Origin of the sequence: Sulfurimonas sp. HSL-3221 (assembly GCF_021044585.1) — a bacterium.
GTDB classification, from domain to species: Bacteria; Campylobacterota; Campylobacteria; order Campylobacterales; family Sulfurimonadaceae; genus Thiomicrolovo; species Thiomicrolovo sulfuroxydans.
The window spans coordinates 701,920-721,458 of the sequence record NZ_CP087998.1; the positions used below are offsets into that span (position 1 = coordinate 701,920).

The following is a 19,539-nucleotide window of genomic DNA, read 5'->3' on the forward strand; positions in this document are numbered from 1 at the left end:
TCTCCTTGTGTTTCAGCGTTCGAGTTCGCCGCCGTAAGCGACGATCCCGTAGGTCAGGTTACCGACGTTTTCAAATCCCATGTCACTGAGGATGCGCTGGCAGTGCGCACTCCGGCTGCCGACATGGCAGTAGACGATCAGCTTCTCTTTTTTGGAGAGCTTTGCGCTCTCCAGGGTGTCGCAGAAGCTGCTGGTGGGGATAAGGCGGTCGGCGCCCTTGATATGCCCCATCTGCCACTCCATGTGTTCGCGCACGTCGATCAGTTTGAAATCGACCATGCCGAGCATTCTCCCTTCGAGAAGGGCGGTGAGCTCGTCACCGTCGAACTGCTCTTTTTGAAGCAGCAGAGCGCACTCTTCGGCACTGAGTCCTCGGGAGTGCTGGTGAACGACCTCTTCGATCTCCTCTTCGCTTCGGTGCTGGGCGGCATATGCGGGGGTGCAGAAGATCTGGCAGTGGCAGACCCCGTCTTCGGGGATCTCTTTCTCGATGGCCGGCTTACAGGGGCAGATGCGGTCCTGCTCTTTGTCGCCGGTGACGAAGAAGCAGGGGCAGTAACGCTTACCATGCATCAGTTTGTTGCGCGTCAGCCCCAATTGGATGCCGTCGTTGATCTCCGCATCGGGGTTGTAAGACCAGCCGAACTGCTCAACGACTTTGTCCGTAAAACGGATCGTCCGCTCGAGCTCGCTCTGGAATTCGTCAGAGTTGATATCGATCTTCGTAATTCCGCCGGCCATAACGGTTTCCTTCTACTGTTTGCGCGCTTTGCCCGCGATAATGAAGCGCAGGGCGTTGAGCTTGATGAAGCCGTTGGCGTCTTTCTGGTCGTAGACCGCGTCCTCTTCGAAGGTACAGTATTCCGGGTTGAACAGCGACTGTTCGGAGCTGCGGCCGACGACGATGACGTTGCCCTTGTAGAGCTTCAGGCGGACCGTCCCTTCAACGTTCTCCTGGGTCTTGTCGATGGCGGCCTGGAGCATCTCGCGCTCCGGTGCGAACCAGTAGCCGTTGTAGATCAGTTTCGCGTAGCGCGGCATCAGCTCGTCTTTGAGGTGCGCCTCTTCGCGGTCGAGGGTGATGGACTCGATGGCGCGGTGCGCTTTGAGCATGATCGTACCGCCCGGCGTTTCGTAACAGCCGCGGCTCTTCATCCCGACGTAGCGGTTCTCGACGATATCGGCGCGGCCGATACCGTGTTTGCCCGCCAGCTTGTTCAGGGTCTCGAGCATCGTTGCCGGGGAGAGGGCTTCACCGTTCAGGCTGACCGGGTCGCCGTTTTTATAGCCGATCTCGATGTACTCAGGCTCGTCCGGTGCCGTCTCCGGGGAGACGGTCCAGCGCCACATATCTTCTTCGGGTTCCGCAGCGGGATCTTCAAGGATGCCCCCCTCGTAGGAGATGTGCAGGAGGTTGGCGTCCATGGAGTAGGGGGATTTTTTCCCGCTTTTCTCGATCTTGATGCCGTGCTTCTCGGCGTAGGCGAGCAGCTTTTCGCGGGAGTTGAGGTCCCATTCGCGCCACGGGGCGATGATGGTGAGGCTGCTGTTCTGGCCGAGGTAGCCCAGTTCGAAGCGGACCTGGTCGTTCCCTTTGCCGGTTGCGCCGTGGCTGACGCCGTCGGCGCCGGTGATCTTGGCGATCTCCGCCTGGCGCTTGGCGATCAGCGGACGGGCAATGGAAGTGCCCAGAAGGTATTCGCCTTCGTAGATGGCGTTGGCGCGGAACATCGGGAAGACGTAGTCGCGGACGAACTCTTCGCGCAGGTCGTCGATAAAGATGTTTTCAGGTTTGATACCGAGGCTGAGCGCCTTCTGGCGTGCCGGTTCGACCTCTTCGCCCTGGCCGATATCGGCGGTAAAGGTGACGACTTCGCACTGGTACTCATCCTGCAGCCACTTGAGGATGACGCTGGTGTCCAGGCCGCCGGAGTAGGCCAAAACGACTTTTTTGACTTCTTTTTTCATGGATATATGTCCTTGAAGGATAATTATGATGCCGCGATTTTAGCGCAGTTTAGATGACGACGAGGTAAAGGGCACCCGGGTTCGGGTGGGGGACCTGCTATACTTTTGAAAAAGTTTGGAGCTCCGGATGCCAAGTTTTGCCATTATCGGCGGTCTTTTGCTCAATGTCGGCGCCTTTTTGACCTACCGCGGGAAGATCTTCGAAGCGGTGTGGGCCTACCTGGTGGCGGACCTCTGCTGGATCGCGATGGCCTGGGAACGCAATGATGGCTGGGGCATGCTCTTTATCGCCATAGGCATCGCCTTCGGGCTGCTGGCCTTTCGGCGGATGCACCGGGGGGACATGGAAAAATCACTGAACAAGGATGAACGTGGCTGATACGATGCTATACGAGGCGCAGGGACTGCAGCTCGACCTCTCCAAAATCACCCGTCTCTACCCGGCGGCGATCGTCGAGGGGGGCGGTGCCGAGGCCCAGGTCTCCCTGGAGTGGGCGGATTTGAAAAAAGACGAAGTGAAGATCGCGGAGTACGTCCTCGTCTTTGACTTCGACCCCCCCGGAGAGGTCCCGGCCCAGCGCAAACTGCTCCATTTCGAGACGAAAGCGGCGCTCTTCGAGACGATGCAGACCCTCTCCGATATCTTCGAAAAGGCCTACAAGGGGGCTTAGCGGATTACCTGAAGCGGGTCGATGTGGTAGTTTTTCTGGGTCACTTCGAACATCAGTTCATCGTTCACGCGGCCGATGACGCTCCCTTTTTTGAGACGTTTGCCTTTCTGGACCGTCGGGGCGATCTGGTCGAGGTGGGCGTAGATGGTATGCAGTCCGCCGGAGTGCTCGATAATGACGACGTTCTCCAACATCGGCGTCTCCTGGGCAAGAATAACCTTGCCGTTGAAGACGGCCTTGACTTTGGCGTTGGGGCTTTTTGGCTGCAGGGAGACCGACTCGTTGAAGATCTTGATCTTGTAGATCGGGTCGGTGTAGGTGCCGTAGCGCTTCAGGACCGTGTACGCATCGAGTGGTGCGATTGTCTTTGAACCGCGGTAGCGGCGGGTCCGCGCTTTGTGGTAGCTGCTGCCGACGGAACGGACGTCGGGAACCTCTTTGGAAGCCAGCAGCGCTTCGTTGCGCTTCTCCTCCTGGCGCGCGGCCGCTTTTTGCGATTCGCTCTCCTGGATGATGTGCAGTTGGGCCAGGGTCTCTTTCAGGGCGGACTTCTGCGCCAGGATCTTTTTGATCTCTTTCTTATAGCGGCTCTTCTTCGTCTGCAGGTCGCCCAGGGCCTTTTCATTCGTCTGTTTGGCTTTTTGGAGGTCGCGTTTTTCCTGTTCGATCGAAGCGATGTCCGTTTTGAGCCTTGCTGTTTTTGCCGTCAGTTGCTTCAGGGCGGCTTCGTTCGCGCGGTAGTCATTCCCGAGCTTTTTGATCTGTTCTTTGGTCTGTGCGTTCAACGCGCTAAAAACCGCCTCGCCGATGACCGCGTCGGGGGAGAGAGTGTTGCTGTCCTCCTGGATCATGGTGAGCGAGACGATGCGCGCCATAAGGTCGGCGAGGTCGTCGCGCAGTTTTTTGCGGTTGGCCTCGAGGGTCTGCTGCGTTTCGGCGAGCGTGACCAGTTCATCCTTGGCACCGGAAAGGATGGTGGCCTTGCCCTGCAGTGCCGACTCGAGGGATTCGATCTTCTTCTGCTGGGTCAGAACGGTCCGCTTTTTTTTCAGGATCGCCTTGGCGGTCTTGGCCATCTTGGCATTGACCGAGGCGTAGTTGCGGTCGAAAGAGCTGAGACTTTTGGAGGTCTCGTCGATTTTGTCGTCGATGCTCTTGGCCGCCACGGCGGCGGTCAGCAGCACGAAAAGCAGAAGGGCGGCCCGGATCATACCTCTTCTTTGTGCCCCATGACGATCATGGAAGCGAGCAGGATGGAGAGGGAGATGGCCACGCCCGTGAGCAGCGGCACGTCGTGCAGCGGCTGGAAGAGCGTCGGTTGCAGCTGTACGAGGGAGAGGAGCTGAGCCATCCAGCCGTAGTGGTCGACGAGGACAAAGACGGTCGTCGCCAGCAGCGAAGCGATCACGGCATCGACGATGGCCAGGCGGAAGAGGACGGCCGATCGCAGCCAGACCGGGGCACCGAAGAGGGCCATGATGTTCATCCGTTCGCGGTGCTGGAACTGCCACAGGCGCATCTCTTTGATGATGAGCAGCGAGGTGACGAGGAGGACGACGGCCGCCAGGACGCTGACAACGTTCTTGAAAAGCTGCAGCAGCCGGTAGACGGTGTCATGCTGCTGCGCAAAGGTCTCGACGCGGCTGATGGCCCGATCGCGCAGCAGCCTCTTTCCCAGTTCCCGCGCCTCGTCCGGGGTGATGAAGTGGGCCATCCGGAGCCGGTAGAAGTGCGGAAGGTTCAGCGTCATCAGGTTGATCTGGGAGTCCCCGGTCTGCTGCTGGAGCTGCTGCAGCACCCGGGCGGGCGAGAGGGGTTCAACGGCGCTGATAGCATCGTCGATGCCCTGGAAAAAGGCGAGGGAGAGGTTGTTGTCGCTGACGACGACGATGCCGTAGTTGTCCCCCAGGCGCTGTTCGTACGCCCCGATGACCCGCTCCAGGCTCAAAAAGAGCTGCAGGGTGATGAGGATGGAAAAGAGCGCCGTGATCAGCGAAAAGTGGCTTTTAAGAGACTTCATAGACGTCTCCGTGCTCAATATGGTAGTGCTTGTATTTGATCCCCAGCGTCTCGGGGATGTGGTGGGTGACGACGACGACGGTCGCTTCGAGCTGGGTGTTGGCCCCCTCGAGAAGGTTCCAGATCACCTTGGAAGAGTACTCGTCCAGGTTCCCCGTCGGTTCATCCGCGAGGATAAGGATGGGGTTGTGGGCGAGGGCGCGTGCCATGGCGACGCGCTGCTGCTCGCCCCCGCTCAGCTCCATGGGGTACTTGCCCCGCTGGTGGGTAAGTTTGACGTGGCCGAGAAGCTTCTCCACCTGCATCTCGCTGATGTCGCGGGCGTAGCCGTTGATGAGCAGCGGGAGCATGACATTCTTTTCGATCGTCCACTCTTTGACAAGCTTGTAGTCCTGGAAGACGATGCCGACGTGGCGGCGCAGGAAGTTGAGTTTCTTCGTATGGATATTGTCCATGTCGACCCCGCCGACGGTGAGGTTGCCCGAGAGCATAGGGAGAGCGCCGAAGAAGGATTTCAGCAGGGTGGACTTGCCGCTCCCGCTGGCCCCGGTGATGAAAACGAAGCTCCCCGAGTCGATCGCGAAGGTCGCCTTGGAGATGATCGTTTCATGCTTGCCGTAGCCCAGGGAGAGGTTGTCGGCGATGATGATCTTATCCATGCAGGGCCTCGATCAGGAGCTGATGCGCGCGGGCGTTCGTCCGGGAGCGCACCGGCGGTGTCGGGAGGTAGCGCGGCGCATCGCCGAGGATCAGATAGAGATGCTCGGGACGGGCGTAGGGGCCCATGGAGAGGCGGAACATGGCGCGGTCGTCGTCGGTGCGGTAGAGGCGCTCGAAGTGCACGAACCCTTCGTCAAAACGCAGCGTGGAGCCGTTGAGGGCTTCGAGGCGTTCATGGTCGGGTGCGATGGCGTCGAAAACGAAGGGGGCGATCGCCTCCAGCGGTCCGGAAAGCTCTTCGTTGTGCATCAGTACGTCGTAGATGTTCTTCTCCATCCGGCGCCAGCGGTCCTCGTACTTGCTGCTGACCTCCAGGGCGCGGTTCTTGTAGATCTCGATATGGTTCTGGTTCAGGGCCATAAAGGTCTCGAAACTGTAGGCGAAGTAGTTGTCGCTGTCGGTACGCAGTTCCAGTTTCCCTTCGGGTTTCAGCACCCGGATGCTCTCGGCGATGAAAGCTTCCCCGATGACGCGGCGCTGGGGTTTCTTGTCCCAGGGGACGGGAAAGTGGACGTAGATGCGCCCGGCAAGGTTGGAGGGGACGAGTTCCAAAAAGAGGCGGGCGTCATAGTCGAGCAGCAGGAGATTGTCAAGCTGCTGGATATTGATCTGTTTGAGCACCTGCTCGATGGAGGGCTTGTGGATCTCGATCCCGATAAAGAGGACTTCCGGGTTCGCCTTGGCCTGGTGCAGCAGGTGGCGGCCGGAACCGAAGCCTACCTCGATGCGGATCTCACGGTCGGTGGGAAAGTTGCGCTCGAAATCGTGGATGGACCAGAGCGCGCTGTCGTTGCCCAGGTGCATGTTTGCTTCGCCGCTGTCGACGTTCGAGGCGAGGACCTCCAGTCCGACGAGCCCCGCATAGGCCTGAAGGGCGCGCTTGACATAGTGGGTGGCCGAGGGGCGGGAGATCTTGTCCGCTTTGAGCAGGGTTTTGTCCGGCAGCCGCTTGAGCAGCAGGAAGAACTCTTTCTCGCCGATGGAAGCGGCGATCAGCTTTTCATCGTCGTGGAGGGTATTCTCCGCCATATAGTGAAAGGTGACGCCGTCCGCGGCCGCGGGGAAGGCCGGAGCCTTGAACGAAGCGATATGCAGGTGGGGCATCGGGTTACTGGCCCTCCAGGACGATGGTCTTGGACGCGGAGGGCTCAGACTTGAGGCCGTTGGCATCGACGGCGATCACCTTGTAGCTGTACTCCAGCCCCGGCGAAACGTTCACATCGGTGAAGCTTTCGGTCTTGATGTCGCGGATGACGTTCTCTTTGCTGTCGAACCATCCGCTGCGGGTCGTCTTGAGGAGTTCGAAAGCGACGGCGCGGGCATCTTTTGCCGTCCAGCGTACCACCACCGCTTTGTTGCGCAGTGCGAGGCCGGTCAGCTCCGGTACGGCTGGTGCCGCCATCGTCGTGCCTTCGGAAGGTTCGCTCGGCAGGCTTTCCAACTCATCCTTGTCGACGGCCGCGACCTTGTAGAAGTAGTGTGCCCCGTTTTCTTCGACCTTGTCCGTAAAAGCGGTTCTGTCGACTTTGGCGCGGTAGCTGTAGTAGCCGTCCTCGCGGTCGGCACGGTAGACCTTGTAGTAGACAATCCCTTTGTTGGGGGAGGGCTGCCACTGCAGGGCGACCTTGTGGATCGCACCCCGGCCGGCCGAGAGCTGCGACGGCGGCAGCGGGAGCGGCTTGGTCGCGACGGTCACGACGGCGGAGGGGAGGCTCTTCTCGCCGCTGAAAGTGCGGGCGAGGATGCGGTAGCGGTAGACGCTGTCGTCGTCAAGATCGTGGTCGATGTGTTCGGCGTGGAGGCGGCCGTCGATGCGGGCAATCCAGTGGAAGGATTTCTCGCCCGGATCGAGGCGTTCGATTTCATACCCCTCGACGCGCAGGTCCGGGTGGGGACGCCAGAGGAGCTTGGCACTGCGTGCGAGCTCTTTGGTCGCCGTGAAGTAGCTGACGGGCTCGGGGAGGCTCAGTGTTTTGGCGGCGACGGTGTTGTCGGGCATCGATTCGCGCCCCTTGGCGTCGACGGTCGTGAAGCGGTAGCGGTAGGTCGTGGCGGGCTGCAGGCCGGCGTCGACGTAGTGGGTACGGAGGGTGTCGTCGATGACGGCGATGCGGTAGAGTTTGTCATCCTCGCCGCCCGGGGTGTCGCGGTAGATATTTACGCCTTTGACCCGCGTGTCCTTGACCGGTTTCCACTCAAATGCGATGGCGGCGGTGTCGCTCAGGTAGCCGTTGATGCTGACCTGGGGCAGGGTGTTGTCGATAGCGACAGGTCCGGCGGGGGTGGGGCCTCCGACACAGCCGCTAATCAGCAGTGTCAGTGTCGAAAAGAGTGCCGATACGATCAGGGTCGAGCGTCTCATCATCCAGTGTCTCCGTAGCGAAATGCGACTGCAGCCTCTCTGTGAGCGCCGCGGGAAGCGGGGCCGCAAAACGCATTGCCTCTCCCGTCCGCGGATGGGTGAAGTAGAGCGTATAGGCGTGCAGCAGAATACGTTGGATTTTATCGGGATTGCTCTTAATGCCGTATAAATGGTCGCCGAGGATATGGCGGCTGAAACTTTCCAGGTGGACGCGGATCTGGTGGGTGCGCCCCGTAAAGAGTTTGCAGGCGATCAGCTCCTCCTTTTCATCCTTGGAGAGCAGCAGCTTTTTGAAGAGGGTCTGTGCGCTCTTGCCGTGGGGAACGACGGCCATCTTGAGGCGGTTGTGGGGGCTGCGCCCGATCGGCTTATCGACCAGGGTGAGGTCCTCTTTGAGCGGCGGGGTGACGACGGCGAGGTAGTAGCGCCCCATGCTCTTGTCCTGGAGCTGTTTGGAGAGGGCGTCGTGGGCCTCGTTCGTTTTGGCGACGATCATGACGCCGCTGGTGCCTTTGTCGAGGCGGTGGACGATGCCGTGGCGCTCCTCGCCGCTGAGCGTCGAGAGGCGGATGTCGTGGTGTTTGAGCCAGTCGACGAGGGTCGGCTCCTTGACGCTGGGGGCGGGGTGGACGGTAAGGCCGCTGGGCTTGTTGATGATCAGCAGGTCGTCATCCTCATAGAGAATGGGCACGTCGAAATCGATGGGCTGCGCTTCCTCCGGCTCCATCTGCGGCAGCGTGACCGTGACCTTTTCACCGGCTTTGAGCTTCACCCCCGGCTTGGCCGCCGCTTTGGCCTCGACGGCGACATGGCCGTTTTTGATGAGGTGGGCGATCTGATTGCGGGGTTCGCCCATCGCCTTCCCCAGAAAGGTGTCGAGGCGTTCGCCCCCGGCGGCTTCGAAAGTCAGGACAGTTGGCTGCATGGGAACCTTTGTTATAATTTTGGCACTGGGCATTAAGCGCTGTGGCTAAAAGCTGGATGGGGACCCGTACCGCTCTTTTTTCTACACGTTTGACGCTGAACGCTTAACGCTTGAGAGGACGTGCCTTGCGCAGAATAGATAGACGCATTTTAGCACACTTCGATTTTGTCATCCCGGCGCTGGTCGTGCCCCTTGTCCTGGTGTCGGGGTGGCTTATCGGCGAGATCCACCCCCTTCTGGCGCACAAACATCTCGTCTATGTCGGCGTCGGCGCGGTCGTCTTCACCTTTTTCTTCTTTCTGCCTGTACGGCGGCTGAGCTGGATGATCCCGATCTTCTACTGGTTCAACATCGGTCTGCTGCTCGCCGTCGAGTTCTTCGGCCATGCGCGCCTGGGGGCGAAGCGCTGGATCGAGCTCCCCTTTGTGCACTTTACCCTGCAGCCTTCCGAGCTGATGAAACCGGCGTTCATCCTGATGCTGGCCTACCTCGTCTCGCGTAATCCGCCCCCCTACGGTGGCTACGGCTGGGCCGCTTTTTTGAAACTCTCCTTTTACATCCTGCTCCCCTTCTTCCTTATCGCCAAGGAGCCGGACCTGGGGACGGCTACCGTCTTGCTGCTGCTGGGGGTGGGGGTGCTCTTTCTCGTCGGGGTGCGCTGGAAGATCTGGCTGACGCTGGCGGTCGGTTTTATCGTCTCGATGCCGCTGATCTATACCCAGCTGCACGACTACCAGAAGAAGCGGATCACGGACTTTATGAGCGAGAAACCGAGCTACCACGTCCAGCAGTCCATCATCGCCATCGGTTCGGGCGGGGTCGTCGGCAAGGCCAAGGAGGAGGCGACGCAGACGCAGATGAAGTTCCTTCCCATCGCGTCGAGTGACTTCATTTTCGCCTATGTCGTGGAGCGTTTCGGGTTTATGGGGGCTGTGCTGCTGATCGGGCTCTATGCCCTGATCATCATCCACCTGCTCGGCATCAGCCTCTACACCCACGACCCCTACATTAAGGTCGTCAGCGCGTCGGTCTCGTTGCTCATCTTCGTCTACATGAGCGTCAACATCGCGATGACCATCGGGCTCGCCCCCGTCGTCGGTGTCCCGCTGCCGATGTTCAGCTACGGCGGCAGCAGTTTCGTCAATTTCATGATCCTCTTCGGCATCCTCGAAAACCTGATGGCGTTCCGCTTCACCGAACTCTACCACCGCCGGGGCAAAAAAAGCTTCGTCTAAAGGGCGCGAAAGTATAATTCGCTCCTTCCGATACCGGATGTGGGTCTTTAGCTCAGTTGGTTAGAGCCCCCCGCTCATAACGGGGTGGTCCAGGGTTCGAGTCCCTGAGGACCCACCACCAAACCTACGATACCTTTTCCCTTTTATTTTTCAGAACGTTATGGCGCATCCAACAGTTTTTCAATGGCGCTTTCCAGTGTTTTCGGCTCCGTCGAGGGGGCAAACCGTTCGACGACGTTGCCGCTGCGGTCGACGAGGAACTTGGTGAAGTTCCACTTGATCGCCTCGCTGCCCAGCACGCCCGGCCGGGCCTTTTTGAGGTGGCGGTAGAGGGGGTGGGCGTGCTCGCCGTTGACGTCGATCTTGCCGAACATCGGGAAGGTGACCCCGAAATTGTTCCGGCAGAAGGTTATGATCTCCTGTCCCGTTCCCGGTTCCTGGGAACCGAACTGGTTGCAGGGGAAACCGAGGACGACCATGCCCCGGGATTTGTATTGCTCATAGAGCGCTTCGAGCCCTTCGTATTGCGGGGTAAAGCCGCAGCGGCTGGCGACGTTGACGATTAGCATAACCTTGCCGCGGTAAGCTTCGAGCGTCGTGGCGCTGCCGTCAATGGTTTTAACGTTGAAAGCGTAGATGTCGGTCATTGTATTCTCCTGGGCGCAGTTTTGGATGGAAAAGAGCAATAAGAGTCCAAAAAGCCCCCGTATTGTCCGCTGTCTCATCATCTTCCTTCGTCCGTGTGATACCGCATTGTAACATCCATGTAAACTCCCTTGGTCGCGGAGATGGAACAGACGTCGGAAACAGCGGCGGGTCCGGGGTGTGAAAACCCGTGGGGGGTGGGTGAAAAATAGGCGCGGTTTTCCCGAAGTTGAATCGAGAAAAGTATATAATGCAGCAATATTCCGAGGACGCACAAGGAAAACCATGGCGCTCAAAGTCGTAATCTCCCACAAAACCGCTTACCAGTATGACCGTTACGTGTCGCTTTCGCCGCATACCATTCGTTTGCGCCCCGCGCCGCACAGCCGCACCCCGATCGAGGCGTACTCGCTCAAGATCAAGCCGGAGAACCACTTTATCAACTGGCAGCAGGACCCCTTCGGCAACTACCTCGCCCGTATCGTTTTCCCTGAAAAGACGAAAGAGATGAGCATCGACGTCGAGATCATTGCTGACCTGATCACCATCAACCCTTTCGATTTCTTCGTCGACGAGTATGCGCAGGACTTCCCGTTCAAGTACAAGCCGGCGCTGAAAAAGGAGCTGCTGCCCTACCTGGAGATTACGGACAAAGGCAAAAAGCTCAAGACGTTCATGGAGTCGCTCGACCTGAAGACGAAACGCAATATAAACGACTTTCTCGTCTACCTCAACACGGAGATCCACAAGTACCTCGACTATACGATCCGGCTCGATCCGGGCGTGCAGACCTGCGAAGTGACCCTGGGCAACAAACTCGGCAGCTGCCGCGATTACGCCTGGCTCTTCGTGCAGGTACTGCGCCACCTGGGACTCGCGGCGCGTTTCGTCTCCGGCTACCTTGTCCAGCTCACCGCTGATGTCAAATCCCTCGACGGCCCGAGCGGCCCGGAAGCGGACTTTACGGACCTGCACGCCTGGACGGAGGTCTACGTCCCGGGGGCGGGATGGATCGGTCTCGATGCGACCAGCGGCCTCTTCGCCGGGGAGGGGCATATCCCCCTGGCATGTACGCCCCATTACGACAGCGCCCACGCCATCGACGGGGCGACGGATAAATGCGAGACGGAGTTTGATTACTCCAACACTGTCACGCGGATCTTCGAATCGCCCCGGGTCACCAAGCCCTACCGCGACGAACAGTGGGAGGCGATCTACAACCTCGGGTTCGAGGTCGACAGGGAGCTCGAAGCCAACGACGTCCGTCTCTCGATGGGGGGCGAGCCTACTTTCGTCTCCATCGACGACATGGAGTCCGAGCAGTGGAACACCGAAGCCGACGGCGAACACAAGCGCGAACGTGCCGACGTCCTGGCGCACCGGCTGCTGGGGACCTTCGGCAAGGGCGGGATGCTGCACTACGCCCAGGGGAAATGGTACCCGGGCGAACCGCTGCCGCGCTGGCAGAAGTCGGTTGTCTGGCGCAAAGACGGCAAGCCGATCTGGCGCAACCCGAACCTTTTTGCCGACATGAACGCGACCTACAGCTACACGACCGAAGACGCGAAGCGTTTCATGGAGCTGCTGTCGCTGACGCTGGGCGTGAGCGACAAGAACATTGTCGAAGCCTATGAAGACCCCGTCTACTACGTCGTCAAAGAGGCCGAGCTACCCATCGACGTCGATCCGACGACGTTTGACCTGGATGACCCGCTCGAGCGCCGTACCCTGGCGCAGCTGCTACAGCAGGGGCTGGCCAACCCGGTCGGCTATGTCCTGCCGCTTAACTACGGCAAGACACGCTGGATCACCTCGGCATGGGAGTTCCGCCGCGGAAAACTCTTTCTCAGTGCGGGGAACTCGCCGCTGGGCCTGCGGATGCCACTGGAGTCGCTGATGGCCAAACCCCATGTGGAGCTGGCGCAGAACTTCGAACCCGACCTTTTTGCAGAGGCCCCGGCACTGGGGGATTACCTTGACGATGCGCGGGCACGCTGCGAAGCGGCGACCCCGGAGACGACGGAGGCGAACCGTTACGACGCCTTCGTGCGGACGGCGATCAGTACGGAAGTGCGCGACGGTAAACTCTATATCTTCCTGCCGCCGCTCAACCACACAGAGGCCTTCCTGGACCTCATGGCCTCCATCGAGGCGGTCGCGGCGAAGCTCAATGTCAAAGTCGTCCTCGAGGGGTACGAACCGGCCCACGACAACCGCATCGAGCGCATCAAAGTGACCCCGGACCCGGGGGTTATCGAGGTTAACATCCATCCGGCGAAGAACTGGAGCGAACTGACCGAAACGATGCTGGGACTTTACGAGGACGCGCGCCAGTCGCGGTTGGGAACGGAGAAGTTCATGGTCGACGGCAAGCATACGGGTACGGGCGGGGGGAACCATGTTACCATCGGGGCGATGACGCCGCACGACAGCCCGCTGCTGCGCCGCCCGGAACTGCTGCGCAGTCTTATCACCTTCTGGCAGCACCACCCCTCCCTGAGTTACCTCTTCTCCGGTGCTTTCATCGGCCCGACCTCCCAGGCGCCCCGTGTCGACGAAGGGCGCGCGGAGAACCTCTATGAACTGGAGATCGCCTTTGCGCAGATCCCCGAAAATGGTGAGGTGCCCTACTGGCTCACCGACAGGCTCTTCCGTCATATGCTCACCGACATCACCGGCAATACCCACCGTTCCGAGTTCTGTATCGACAAGCTCTACTCGCCCGATTCGAGCACGGGACGGCTGGGCATCCTGGAGCTGCGCGGTTTCGACATGCCGCCGCATTCGCAGATGGCCCTGATGCAGATGCTGCTGGTACGCACCCTGGTCTCGCTCTTCTGGCGCAAGCCCTACCGCCACAAACTGGTGCGGTGGGGGACCCAGCTGCACGACAAGTTCCTGCTGGAACACTACGTCAAAGAGGATATCGCCGACATCGTCCGTTTCCTCAATGCCGAGGGATACCCCTTCGAGCTGGACTGGTTCGACCCCTTCTTCGAGTTCCGCTTCCCGCTTTACGGCATGGCGACGGTGGAGAATGTCCATCTCGAACTGCGCGCGGCCATCGAACCGTGGAACGTCCTGGGAGAAGAGAGCGGATCGCAGGGGACATCGCGCTATGTCGATTCGTCGCTGGAGCGCGTCCAGGTCAAAGTGAACAACTTCGTTCCGGAGCGCTATGTGCTCACCTGTAATGGGGTCGCGGTGCCGTTGAACCCGACGGGCGTCGAGGGCGAGTTCGTCGCCGGGGTCAAGTACAAAGCGTGGGAGCCGTGGTCGGCGCTGCACCCGACGATCGGGGTCGACACCCCGCTGACGTTCGATGTCGTCGACCGCTGGAACCAGCGCTCCATCGGGGGGATGACCTACTACGTTTCCCACCCGGGCGGCCGCAGCTACGATACCTTCCCCGTCAACAGCTACGAGGCGGAGTCGCGCCGAATTAACCGTTTCTGGGGCTTCAACCATACCCAGGGCAGTGTCGATGAGGTGCCGACCCACGTGGTCGAACAGGCGCTGCCGGCAGGGGAGCGTGAAGTGACGCGCAAAGTGGCCGAGAAGCACGCCGGCGACAAGGTCTTTGTCTTCCAGGAGCTGCCGCGCAGCGCCGAGTATCCCCATACGCTGGACCTTAGACGGAAATGGACACGGGTGTAAATGGGGATTTTCGACCGCTATTTTTCCGAAAGCTCCTTTGACGAGATGGTCGATGCGCAGCGGCAGTGCCGCCCGCATTGGCAGGCGATCTGCGACCAGATCGAGGCGACCGGCATCGAGGGGCTGAAAGCCAAACAGGCGGAGCTGGACTGGAGCCTCGAAGAGAACGGCGTCACCTACAACGTCTACGACGCCCCCGACGGGATCACCAAACGGCGCTGGACGCTCGATCCCATCCCCTTCGTCGTCACCCAGACGGAGTGGGACGGCGTCGTCAAGGGGCTGCGTCAGCGCGCGAAGCTTTTCGACCTGATGCTGCGCGACCTCTACGGCGACCAGCTTCTGCTGCGGCAGGGGATCCTGCCCGCCGAAGTCGTCTACGCCCACAAGGGGTACGCGGCGGAGATGTTCGGTTTCGGACACAAAATGGATTTTGAACTCTTCTTCTACGCGACGGACATGGCGCGGGGGCCCGATGGCAAGTTCTGGATCGTCAATGACCGTATCCAGGCCCCGTCGGGCCTCGGTTACGCCGTCGAGAACCGCCTGAGCATGAACATCATCGCCAAATCGCTCTATCCGGGGGTACATACCCGCCGGCTCGCGGGCTTCATCGAAGAGATGAAATCGATGATCGACCGTCTCAGCGGTGGGGACCGCTCCAAGGCGGCCCTGCTGACGCCGGGACCGCACAACGAAACCTATTTCGAGCACGCCTATCTCAGCTCCCTGCTGGAGATCAGCCTGGTGCAGGGCGAGGACATGCTGGCCAAGGACGGGGCGCTGTGGCTGAAAAACCTGAGCGGCCTCACGAGGATCAACACCCTGCTGCGCCGGGTGGACGACCGCTACTGCGATCCGCTGGAGCTGAAAAACGATTCGCACCTGGGGGTGGCGGGGCTGGTCGATGCCGCGCGCCGGGAGAACCTGGCGATGATTAACCCCATCGGCAGCGGCATCCTCGAGAACCTCGGCTTCAACCCCTTTATGAAGAACATTGCGAAGTTCTTCCTCGACGAAGAGCTGATCCTGCCGCAGATCGCCACCTGGTGGTGCGGGCAGCCCGGCGAACTCGAATACGTCCTCGAAAACCTCGAAGGGCTCATTGTCAAGCACATCGACCGTACGGAGAGCGCCAAGGTCTATTTCGGCCGGAAGATGGACGCGGAAGAACTCGATGCGCTGAGAGCACGGCTGAAGGCGGCGCCGCACCTCTACGTGGCGCAGGAGGAGATCGGTTTCTCTACCGTGCCCTATTTTACCGGGGAGTCCGTCGAACCGCGCAACGCCGTTATCCGTTCCTACGCCTTCAAGCGCGGCAGCCAATACTGGGTGATGAACGGCGGGCTTGTACGCGTCGCCTCGCAAAAAGACGCCTTCTTGATCTCGTCGCAAAAAGGGGGCACCAGCAAGGACCTCTGGATCGTCGGCGAGGATGAGGAGCGCGCGCCGAGCAATCCGTTCAAACAGCTGCCGTGTATTGACGCCTCCATCGACCAGATCCCGACCCGCAGGGCGGAGAACCTCTTCTGGCTCGGACGCTACCTCTCGCGCGCGATTATCACGACGCGCCTCATCCGCTACGCGGTCAAGCGCCTCATCAACGTCTACCGCGACGAGTCGAACACCGCCGGGGAGTCGCAGCACCAGCTGCTGCGCGCCATTACGCACATGACGATGACCTATCCGGGATTCCTGAACAAGAAAAAGGCCGACAAGCTCCTGGACAACCCGATGAAAGAGATCGTCTCAGTGCTCAAAGATCAGGGCCGGACCGGGTCGCTCTCCTTTACGCTGGCAATGCTGTCGGGTTCAAACGTCAGCATCAAGAACCTGCTGGGCATCGAAGCGTGGAAACTCTTCGACAAGCTCCAGTGGGAGTGGCAGGCGTTCTGCAGCGCCAATACCCGCATGAACCGCACCATCGTCAATGAGATGGACAAGCTGCATGTGAACCTGCTGGCGTACAAGGAGCTCGTCGAAGAGAGCATGTTCCGCGAGCAGGGGCTGGTCCTGTACGATATCGGCTACCGGATCGAGAGCGTCCAGCTGCTGATCTCCAAAGCGCGCTCCCTGCTCTGCCCGCGCCAGGAGAAGGCCGAGGAGTATGAACTGCTCGAAGCGCTGCTCAACACCTGCGAGAGCTTCAATGCCTACCGCGCCCACTACCGCAGCGCCCTGCAGCTCGAGAACGTCATCGAGTTCCTGCTGCTTAACCCGCAGTACCCGAAATCGTTGACCTACCAGACCCAGAAACTGCTCTCGGACCTCAAAGACCTGCCGAAGTCCCGTACCCACCTCACCGAGTACGAGGCGCCGATATTCCAGGCCTATTCGCGCCTGAAGCTCGCCACGGCGCAGGCGCTGCTGACCTATGAGGAGTCCGACGGCATCTACAAGGAGCTTGATGGGCTGCTTTCCGAGCTCTCCGAGCTCTTTATGAAGGCTTCGGACGAGTTTTCGAAAACCTATTTTTCCCATTACGACGAGTGAGCATGATTTACGATATTTTCCACGAAACGGTCTTCCATTATCAGAGTCTGGTCACCTTCAGCCACAACATCGCGCGGCTGAAGCCCAAAGAGGGGCGGGAGCAGGAGCTGCTCTCGTTCCGGCTCGACGCGGAGCCGTACGCGTCGGAGATCCATGCCTTTGTCGACATGTTCGGCAACACCAACCACCATCTGCTGCTGCGCGAACCGCACACCTCCCTGACGGTGACGGGACATTCACGGGTGCGGCGCAAAATCAAAGAGGCGCACCGGGCAATCGAACGGCTTCGCAAAGGGGCTGTCTCCTATGACAAAGCGCTGCAGCGCCTCTCGGGCTTCAACACGCGCGACATCGCCGCCAAGCAGTTTCTCTTCGCGTCGGACCTCGTGCCCGTCGATATCGCGCCGCTGCACGACTACGCCTTGGAGTCCTTCCATCCGGAGCGCAGCCTTTTCGAGGCGGGCGAAGAGCTGATGGGTCGCATCTTCGAAGACTTCGAGTTCAATCCCGCGTTCAGCGACCTGACGACCCCCGTGACGACGATCTTCGAAGAGAAAAAGGGGGTCTGCCAGGATTTCGCGCACCTGGCCCTCTCCGCGCTGCGCTCCATCGGGTTGCCGGCGCGCTACGTGAGCGGCTACATCGAGACCATCCCGCCCGAAGGCACGGAGAAGCTCTTCGGCGCGGACGCGTCGCACGCCTGGGTATCGCTCTACGTCCCCGGGAGCGGCTGGCTCGACCTCGACCCGACGAACAACATCATTCCCCTGGAGCAGCACATCGTCATGGGGCACGGACGGGACTACGACGATATCTCGCCGCTCAAAGGGGTGGTGCGGGGGAGCGGGCAGAGCCGGCTCAGCGTCCGCGTGGACGTCCGGCGTGCCACTGAGGAAGATGAAGAGACGGCACCCACCCAGATACAGTCACAGTCGCAATCGTCGAAGTAGCGCCGCCGCAACCGGCCTAATGGATCTTCGCGATGCGGTAGGCGACGGCATTCTCGAAGATCAGCGAGTGCATATAGATACAGGTGATCATGCCGTCGCAGGGGGCGAGGAAACGGTGGATGACCTCCCCTTCGAGTGAGTGGACGATCTTGCCGATCGTCTCATCCTTGGAGACCGTCGTCCCGGGTGTCTGCGTCGGGATAAAGATTCCGCTGCGGGGGCTTTTGATGACCTCGATGCGTTCGCGGGTCACGACGGTCGAGTTGTAGCCGTTGAATGCCTCGTAGCGGATGATGCCGCTGTGGCTGAGGAAGTTGATGAGGCTATCCATGATGACCCGGGCGGATTCGGGGTCGATCAGGGGTTCATGGGGGCAGACTACGGAACACGCCTTGGCCCCCCAGAGCTGCCAGTTGTACTGCAGCGACACCGTCTCGATCGATTCGGGTTCGCGGTGGTGAATGACCTTGAGCCCCAGCCAGCGGGCGCTTTTCACATCTTCGTATCCGGTCTTGAAGAGTTTGACGTAGGGCAGGCAGGTGGCGAGGTCGGTCCGCGTCTCCAGGATGATGCCGTAGTCGTAGTCCTGGACCGCTTCGAAGAGGCGGTGGGCGATGCGCTGCGTCGTTTCGCCCTCGTTGTAGCCCGGGAACATCATGTTGATGTCGGTCTTGTCCAGGGGCCAGAAACGTTCGTTGATGTTGAGGGCGTAGTGGTTGACGGAGGGGATGACGAGGATATTGCCCAGGATCTTTTCGCTTCCGAGTTTGTTGCGCAGGAAATCGACCAGCTTCGACGCGCTATACAGCGGCAGGGTCGTCGCCCCCTCCATGGCGCCGATAACGGCGACGCTGGGGGCATCGGGGTCGCTCCCTTCGAAGAGGTACCCCTCGACGACCATCGGCGCGCGGCTGAGGGACTCGAGTTTCAGGATCTCAATTTTTTTCATCGGGCTCTCCGAAAATCCGTGCGAGCAGGGACCCCTCGTAGACGACAGGGTATTCGCGCAGGGTGAACAAAACGCCGCCGTTGGGGGCATAGAGGGATTCGCGCACCGCCCCGCTGAGGGGGTCGACGATGTCGCCGATCCACTGTTCTTTTTCAATCACTTCGCAGTGGTCAAGGGCGGGGACAAAAAGACCGGCGGCGGGGGCGTTAATGTAAAACACCTCCCCGACCTCGGAGGTGAACGGCTCGCGGACCTTGAACTCCGTCGGGGTTTCGATGATCCCCTCTTGTTGCATCAGGTTCAGGATCCCCCGCAGCAGCTGCCGCCCGTAGGCCTTCGTCAACCGCATGCCCACCCCCATCTCGACGACAAGGGTTTTCGTCCCCCGTTCGTTCATCGTATGCGAAAAGGTCGCTTCGAGGACCGTGACGGCGTCGTGGATCCAGATGAAGTCGCAGTTGAGCTGTTTGGCCAGGGGAAGGGTCGTCTCCGAGAACGCCTTGTTGATCCGGATCTGCGGGATCTCGCGCAGGAAAATGTTGGAAGAGTGAATGTCGATGGCGATGTCGCTGCCTTCGACGTCCCCGGCCAGGGCATGCACCACCTGCGCGGGCAGGAAATCGTTGCGCGCCCCCGGGAAAGCGCGGTTGAGGTCGATCTCGTAAAGGGGGAAACCGCGGATAATGGTGTCGACTCCCAGGGAGTTGACGGCGGGGTAGATGTCGACGGTCCCACGCAGCGCCTCGGGGTGCTCGCGCAGCCAGGCGGCCAGGAGGTAGATGACGAGCTGCCCTTCGAGCTCGTCGCCGTGTATCCCGCTGACAACGCTGATGCGCTTGGCATCCGGACGCACTGTTTCCGGTGCGAAACGGGCGCGCTGGATGCGCAGCGTCTCTCCCACCGGGAGCTCGGAAGAGAAGATTTCCGTAATTTCCGGGTTCATTT

Annotated in this window: 17 protein-coding genes and 1 tRNA gene; 7 read left to right on the top strand and 11 right to left on the bottom strand. The window is 60.2% G+C overall.

The window, feature by feature from the left end:
- Positions 1–12: 12 nt before the first annotated feature.
- Both LOH54_RS03530 and LOH54_RS03535 read right to left on the bottom strand, forming a co-directional pair.
- The gene (locus LOH54_RS03530) at positions 13–741 is read right to left on the bottom strand and encodes a ferredoxin-thioredoxin reductase catalytic domain-containing protein (RefSeq protein ID WP_231020418.1); all 729 of its coding nucleotides are present in this window, start codon (positions 739–741) and stop codon (positions 13–15) included.
- 12 nt (positions 742–753) lie between these two features.
- Positions 754–1,968, bottom strand: a complete 1,215-nt coding sequence (locus LOH54_RS03535) for an argininosuccinate synthase (RefSeq protein WP_231020419.1) — start codon at positions 1,966–1,968, stop codon at positions 754–756.
- Between the two features lie 127 nt (positions 1,969–2,095).
- On the opposite strand from LOH54_RS03535, the gene LOH54_RS03540 reads away from it, so the two are divergent.
- On the top strand, positions 2,096–2,347 hold the full coding sequence (locus LOH54_RS03540) for a hypothetical protein (protein ID WP_231020420.1): 252 nt from the start codon (positions 2,096–2,098) through the stop codon (positions 2,345–2,347).
- Entirely contained in the window at positions 2,340–2,639 is a 300-nt protein-coding gene (locus LOH54_RS03545) for a hypothetical protein (RefSeq protein ID WP_231020421.1), read from the top strand. Before LOH54_RS03540 ends, LOH54_RS03545 begins: the two co-directional genes overlap by 8 nt.
- Here the strand turns inward: LOH54_RS03545 and LOH54_RS03550 are convergent.
- The 6 genes from LOH54_RS03550 to LOH54_RS03575 are packed head-to-tail and all read right to left on the bottom strand — an operon-like array spanning position 2,636 to position 8,665.
- Positions 2,636–3,850 carry a murein hydrolase activator EnvC family protein gene (locus LOH54_RS03550; RefSeq protein WP_231020422.1) on the bottom strand — a complete coding sequence of 405 codons (1,215 nt, stop codon included), beginning with the start codon at positions 3,848–3,850 and terminating at the stop codon, positions 2,636–2,638. The two genes, LOH54_RS03545 and LOH54_RS03550, sit on opposite strands and share 4 nt — an antisense overlap.
- Positions 3,847–4,659 (bottom strand): cell division FtsX domain-containing protein, encoded by an 813-nt coding sequence (locus LOH54_RS03555; RefSeq protein WP_231020423.1) that lies wholly within the window; start codon positions 4,657–4,659, stop codon positions 3,847–3,849. The genes LOH54_RS03550 and LOH54_RS03555 overlap by 4 nt, the downstream gene beginning before the upstream one ends.
- The gene (locus tag LOH54_RS03560) at positions 4,646–5,317 is read right to left on the bottom strand and encodes a cell division ATP-binding protein FtsE (protein WP_231020424.1); all 672 of its coding nucleotides are present in this window, start codon (positions 5,315–5,317) and stop codon (positions 4,646–4,648) included. Before LOH54_RS03560 ends, LOH54_RS03555 begins: the two co-directional genes overlap by 14 nt.
- Positions 5,310–6,482 carry a tRNA (guanosine(46)-N7)-methyltransferase TrmB gene (gene trmB, locus LOH54_RS03565; RefSeq protein ID WP_231020425.1) on the bottom strand — a complete coding sequence of 391 codons (1,173 nt, stop codon included), beginning with the start codon at positions 6,480–6,482 and terminating at the stop codon, positions 5,310–5,312. The genes LOH54_RS03560 and trmB overlap by 8 nt, the downstream gene beginning before the upstream one ends.
- 4 nt (positions 6,483–6,486) lie before the next feature.
- On the bottom strand, positions 6,487–7,743 hold the full coding sequence (locus tag LOH54_RS03570; RefSeq protein ID WP_231020426.1) for a fibronectin type III domain-containing protein: 1,257 nt from the start codon (positions 7,741–7,743) through the stop codon (positions 6,487–6,489).
- On the bottom strand, positions 7,682–8,665 hold the full coding sequence (locus LOH54_RS03575) for an RluA family pseudouridine synthase (RefSeq protein WP_231020427.1): 984 nt from the start codon (positions 8,663–8,665) through the stop codon (positions 7,682–7,684). Before LOH54_RS03575 ends, LOH54_RS03570 begins: the two co-directional genes overlap by 62 nt.
- A 125-nt stretch (positions 8,666–8,790) precedes the next feature.
- On the opposite strand from LOH54_RS03575, the gene LOH54_RS03580 reads away from it, so the two are divergent.
- A complete protein-coding gene (locus LOH54_RS03580) occupies positions 8,791–9,900 on the top strand; it encodes an FtsW/RodA/SpoVE family cell cycle protein (RefSeq protein ID WP_231020428.1) in 1,110 nt (369 codons plus the stop codon).
- 41 nt (positions 9,901–9,941) lie between these two features.
- Positions 9,942–10,018: transfer RNA gene (locus LOH54_RS03585), tRNA-Ile, on the top strand.
- 40 nt (positions 10,019–10,058) lie between these two features.
- Here the strand turns inward: LOH54_RS03585 and LOH54_RS03590 are convergent.
- On the bottom strand, positions 10,059–10,547 hold the full coding sequence (locus LOH54_RS03590) for a glutathione peroxidase (RefSeq protein WP_231020429.1): 489 nt from the start codon (positions 10,545–10,547) through the stop codon (positions 10,059–10,061).
- Positions 10,548–10,830: 283 nt separating this feature from the next.
- Here LOH54_RS03590 and LOH54_RS03595 point away from each other — a divergent pair, with 283 nt between their 5' ends.
- Genes LOH54_RS03595 through LOH54_RS03605 form a run of 3 tightly spaced genes read left to right on the top strand, consistent with a single transcriptional unit; the run spans position 10,831 to position 17,645 of the window.
- Positions 10,831–14,202, top strand: coding sequence for a transglutaminase family protein (locus LOH54_RS03595; protein ID WP_231020430.1), 3,372 nt, complete (start codon positions 10,831–10,833; stop codon positions 14,200–14,202).
- Positions 14,203–16,695, top strand: a complete 2,493-nt coding sequence (locus LOH54_RS03600; RefSeq protein ID WP_231020431.1) for a circularly permuted type 2 ATP-grasp protein — start codon at positions 14,203–14,205, stop codon at positions 16,693–16,695.
- 2 nt (positions 16,696–16,697) lie between these two features.
- Positions 16,698–17,645 (top strand): transglutaminase family protein, encoded by a 948-nt coding sequence (locus tag LOH54_RS03605; protein ID WP_231020432.1) that lies wholly within the window; start codon positions 16,698–16,700, stop codon positions 17,643–17,645.
- 16 nt (positions 17,646–17,661) lie between these two features.
- Here LOH54_RS03605 and LOH54_RS03610 read toward each other — a convergent pair whose 3' ends face one another.
- Together LOH54_RS03610 and LOH54_RS03615 are read right to left on the bottom strand one after the other, a co-directional pair.
- Positions 17,662–18,594 (bottom strand): M14 family metallopeptidase, encoded by a 933-nt coding sequence (locus LOH54_RS03610; RefSeq protein WP_231020433.1) that lies wholly within the window; start codon positions 18,592–18,594, stop codon positions 17,662–17,664.
- Positions 18,581–19,537: a M14 family metallopeptidase gene (locus tag LOH54_RS03615; RefSeq protein WP_231020434.1), complete on the bottom strand. Its 957-nt coding sequence runs from the start codon at positions 19,535–19,537 to the stop codon at positions 18,581–18,583. The genes LOH54_RS03610 and LOH54_RS03615 overlap by 14 nt, the downstream gene beginning before the upstream one ends.
- Positions 19,538–19,539 lie beyond the last annotated feature (2 nt).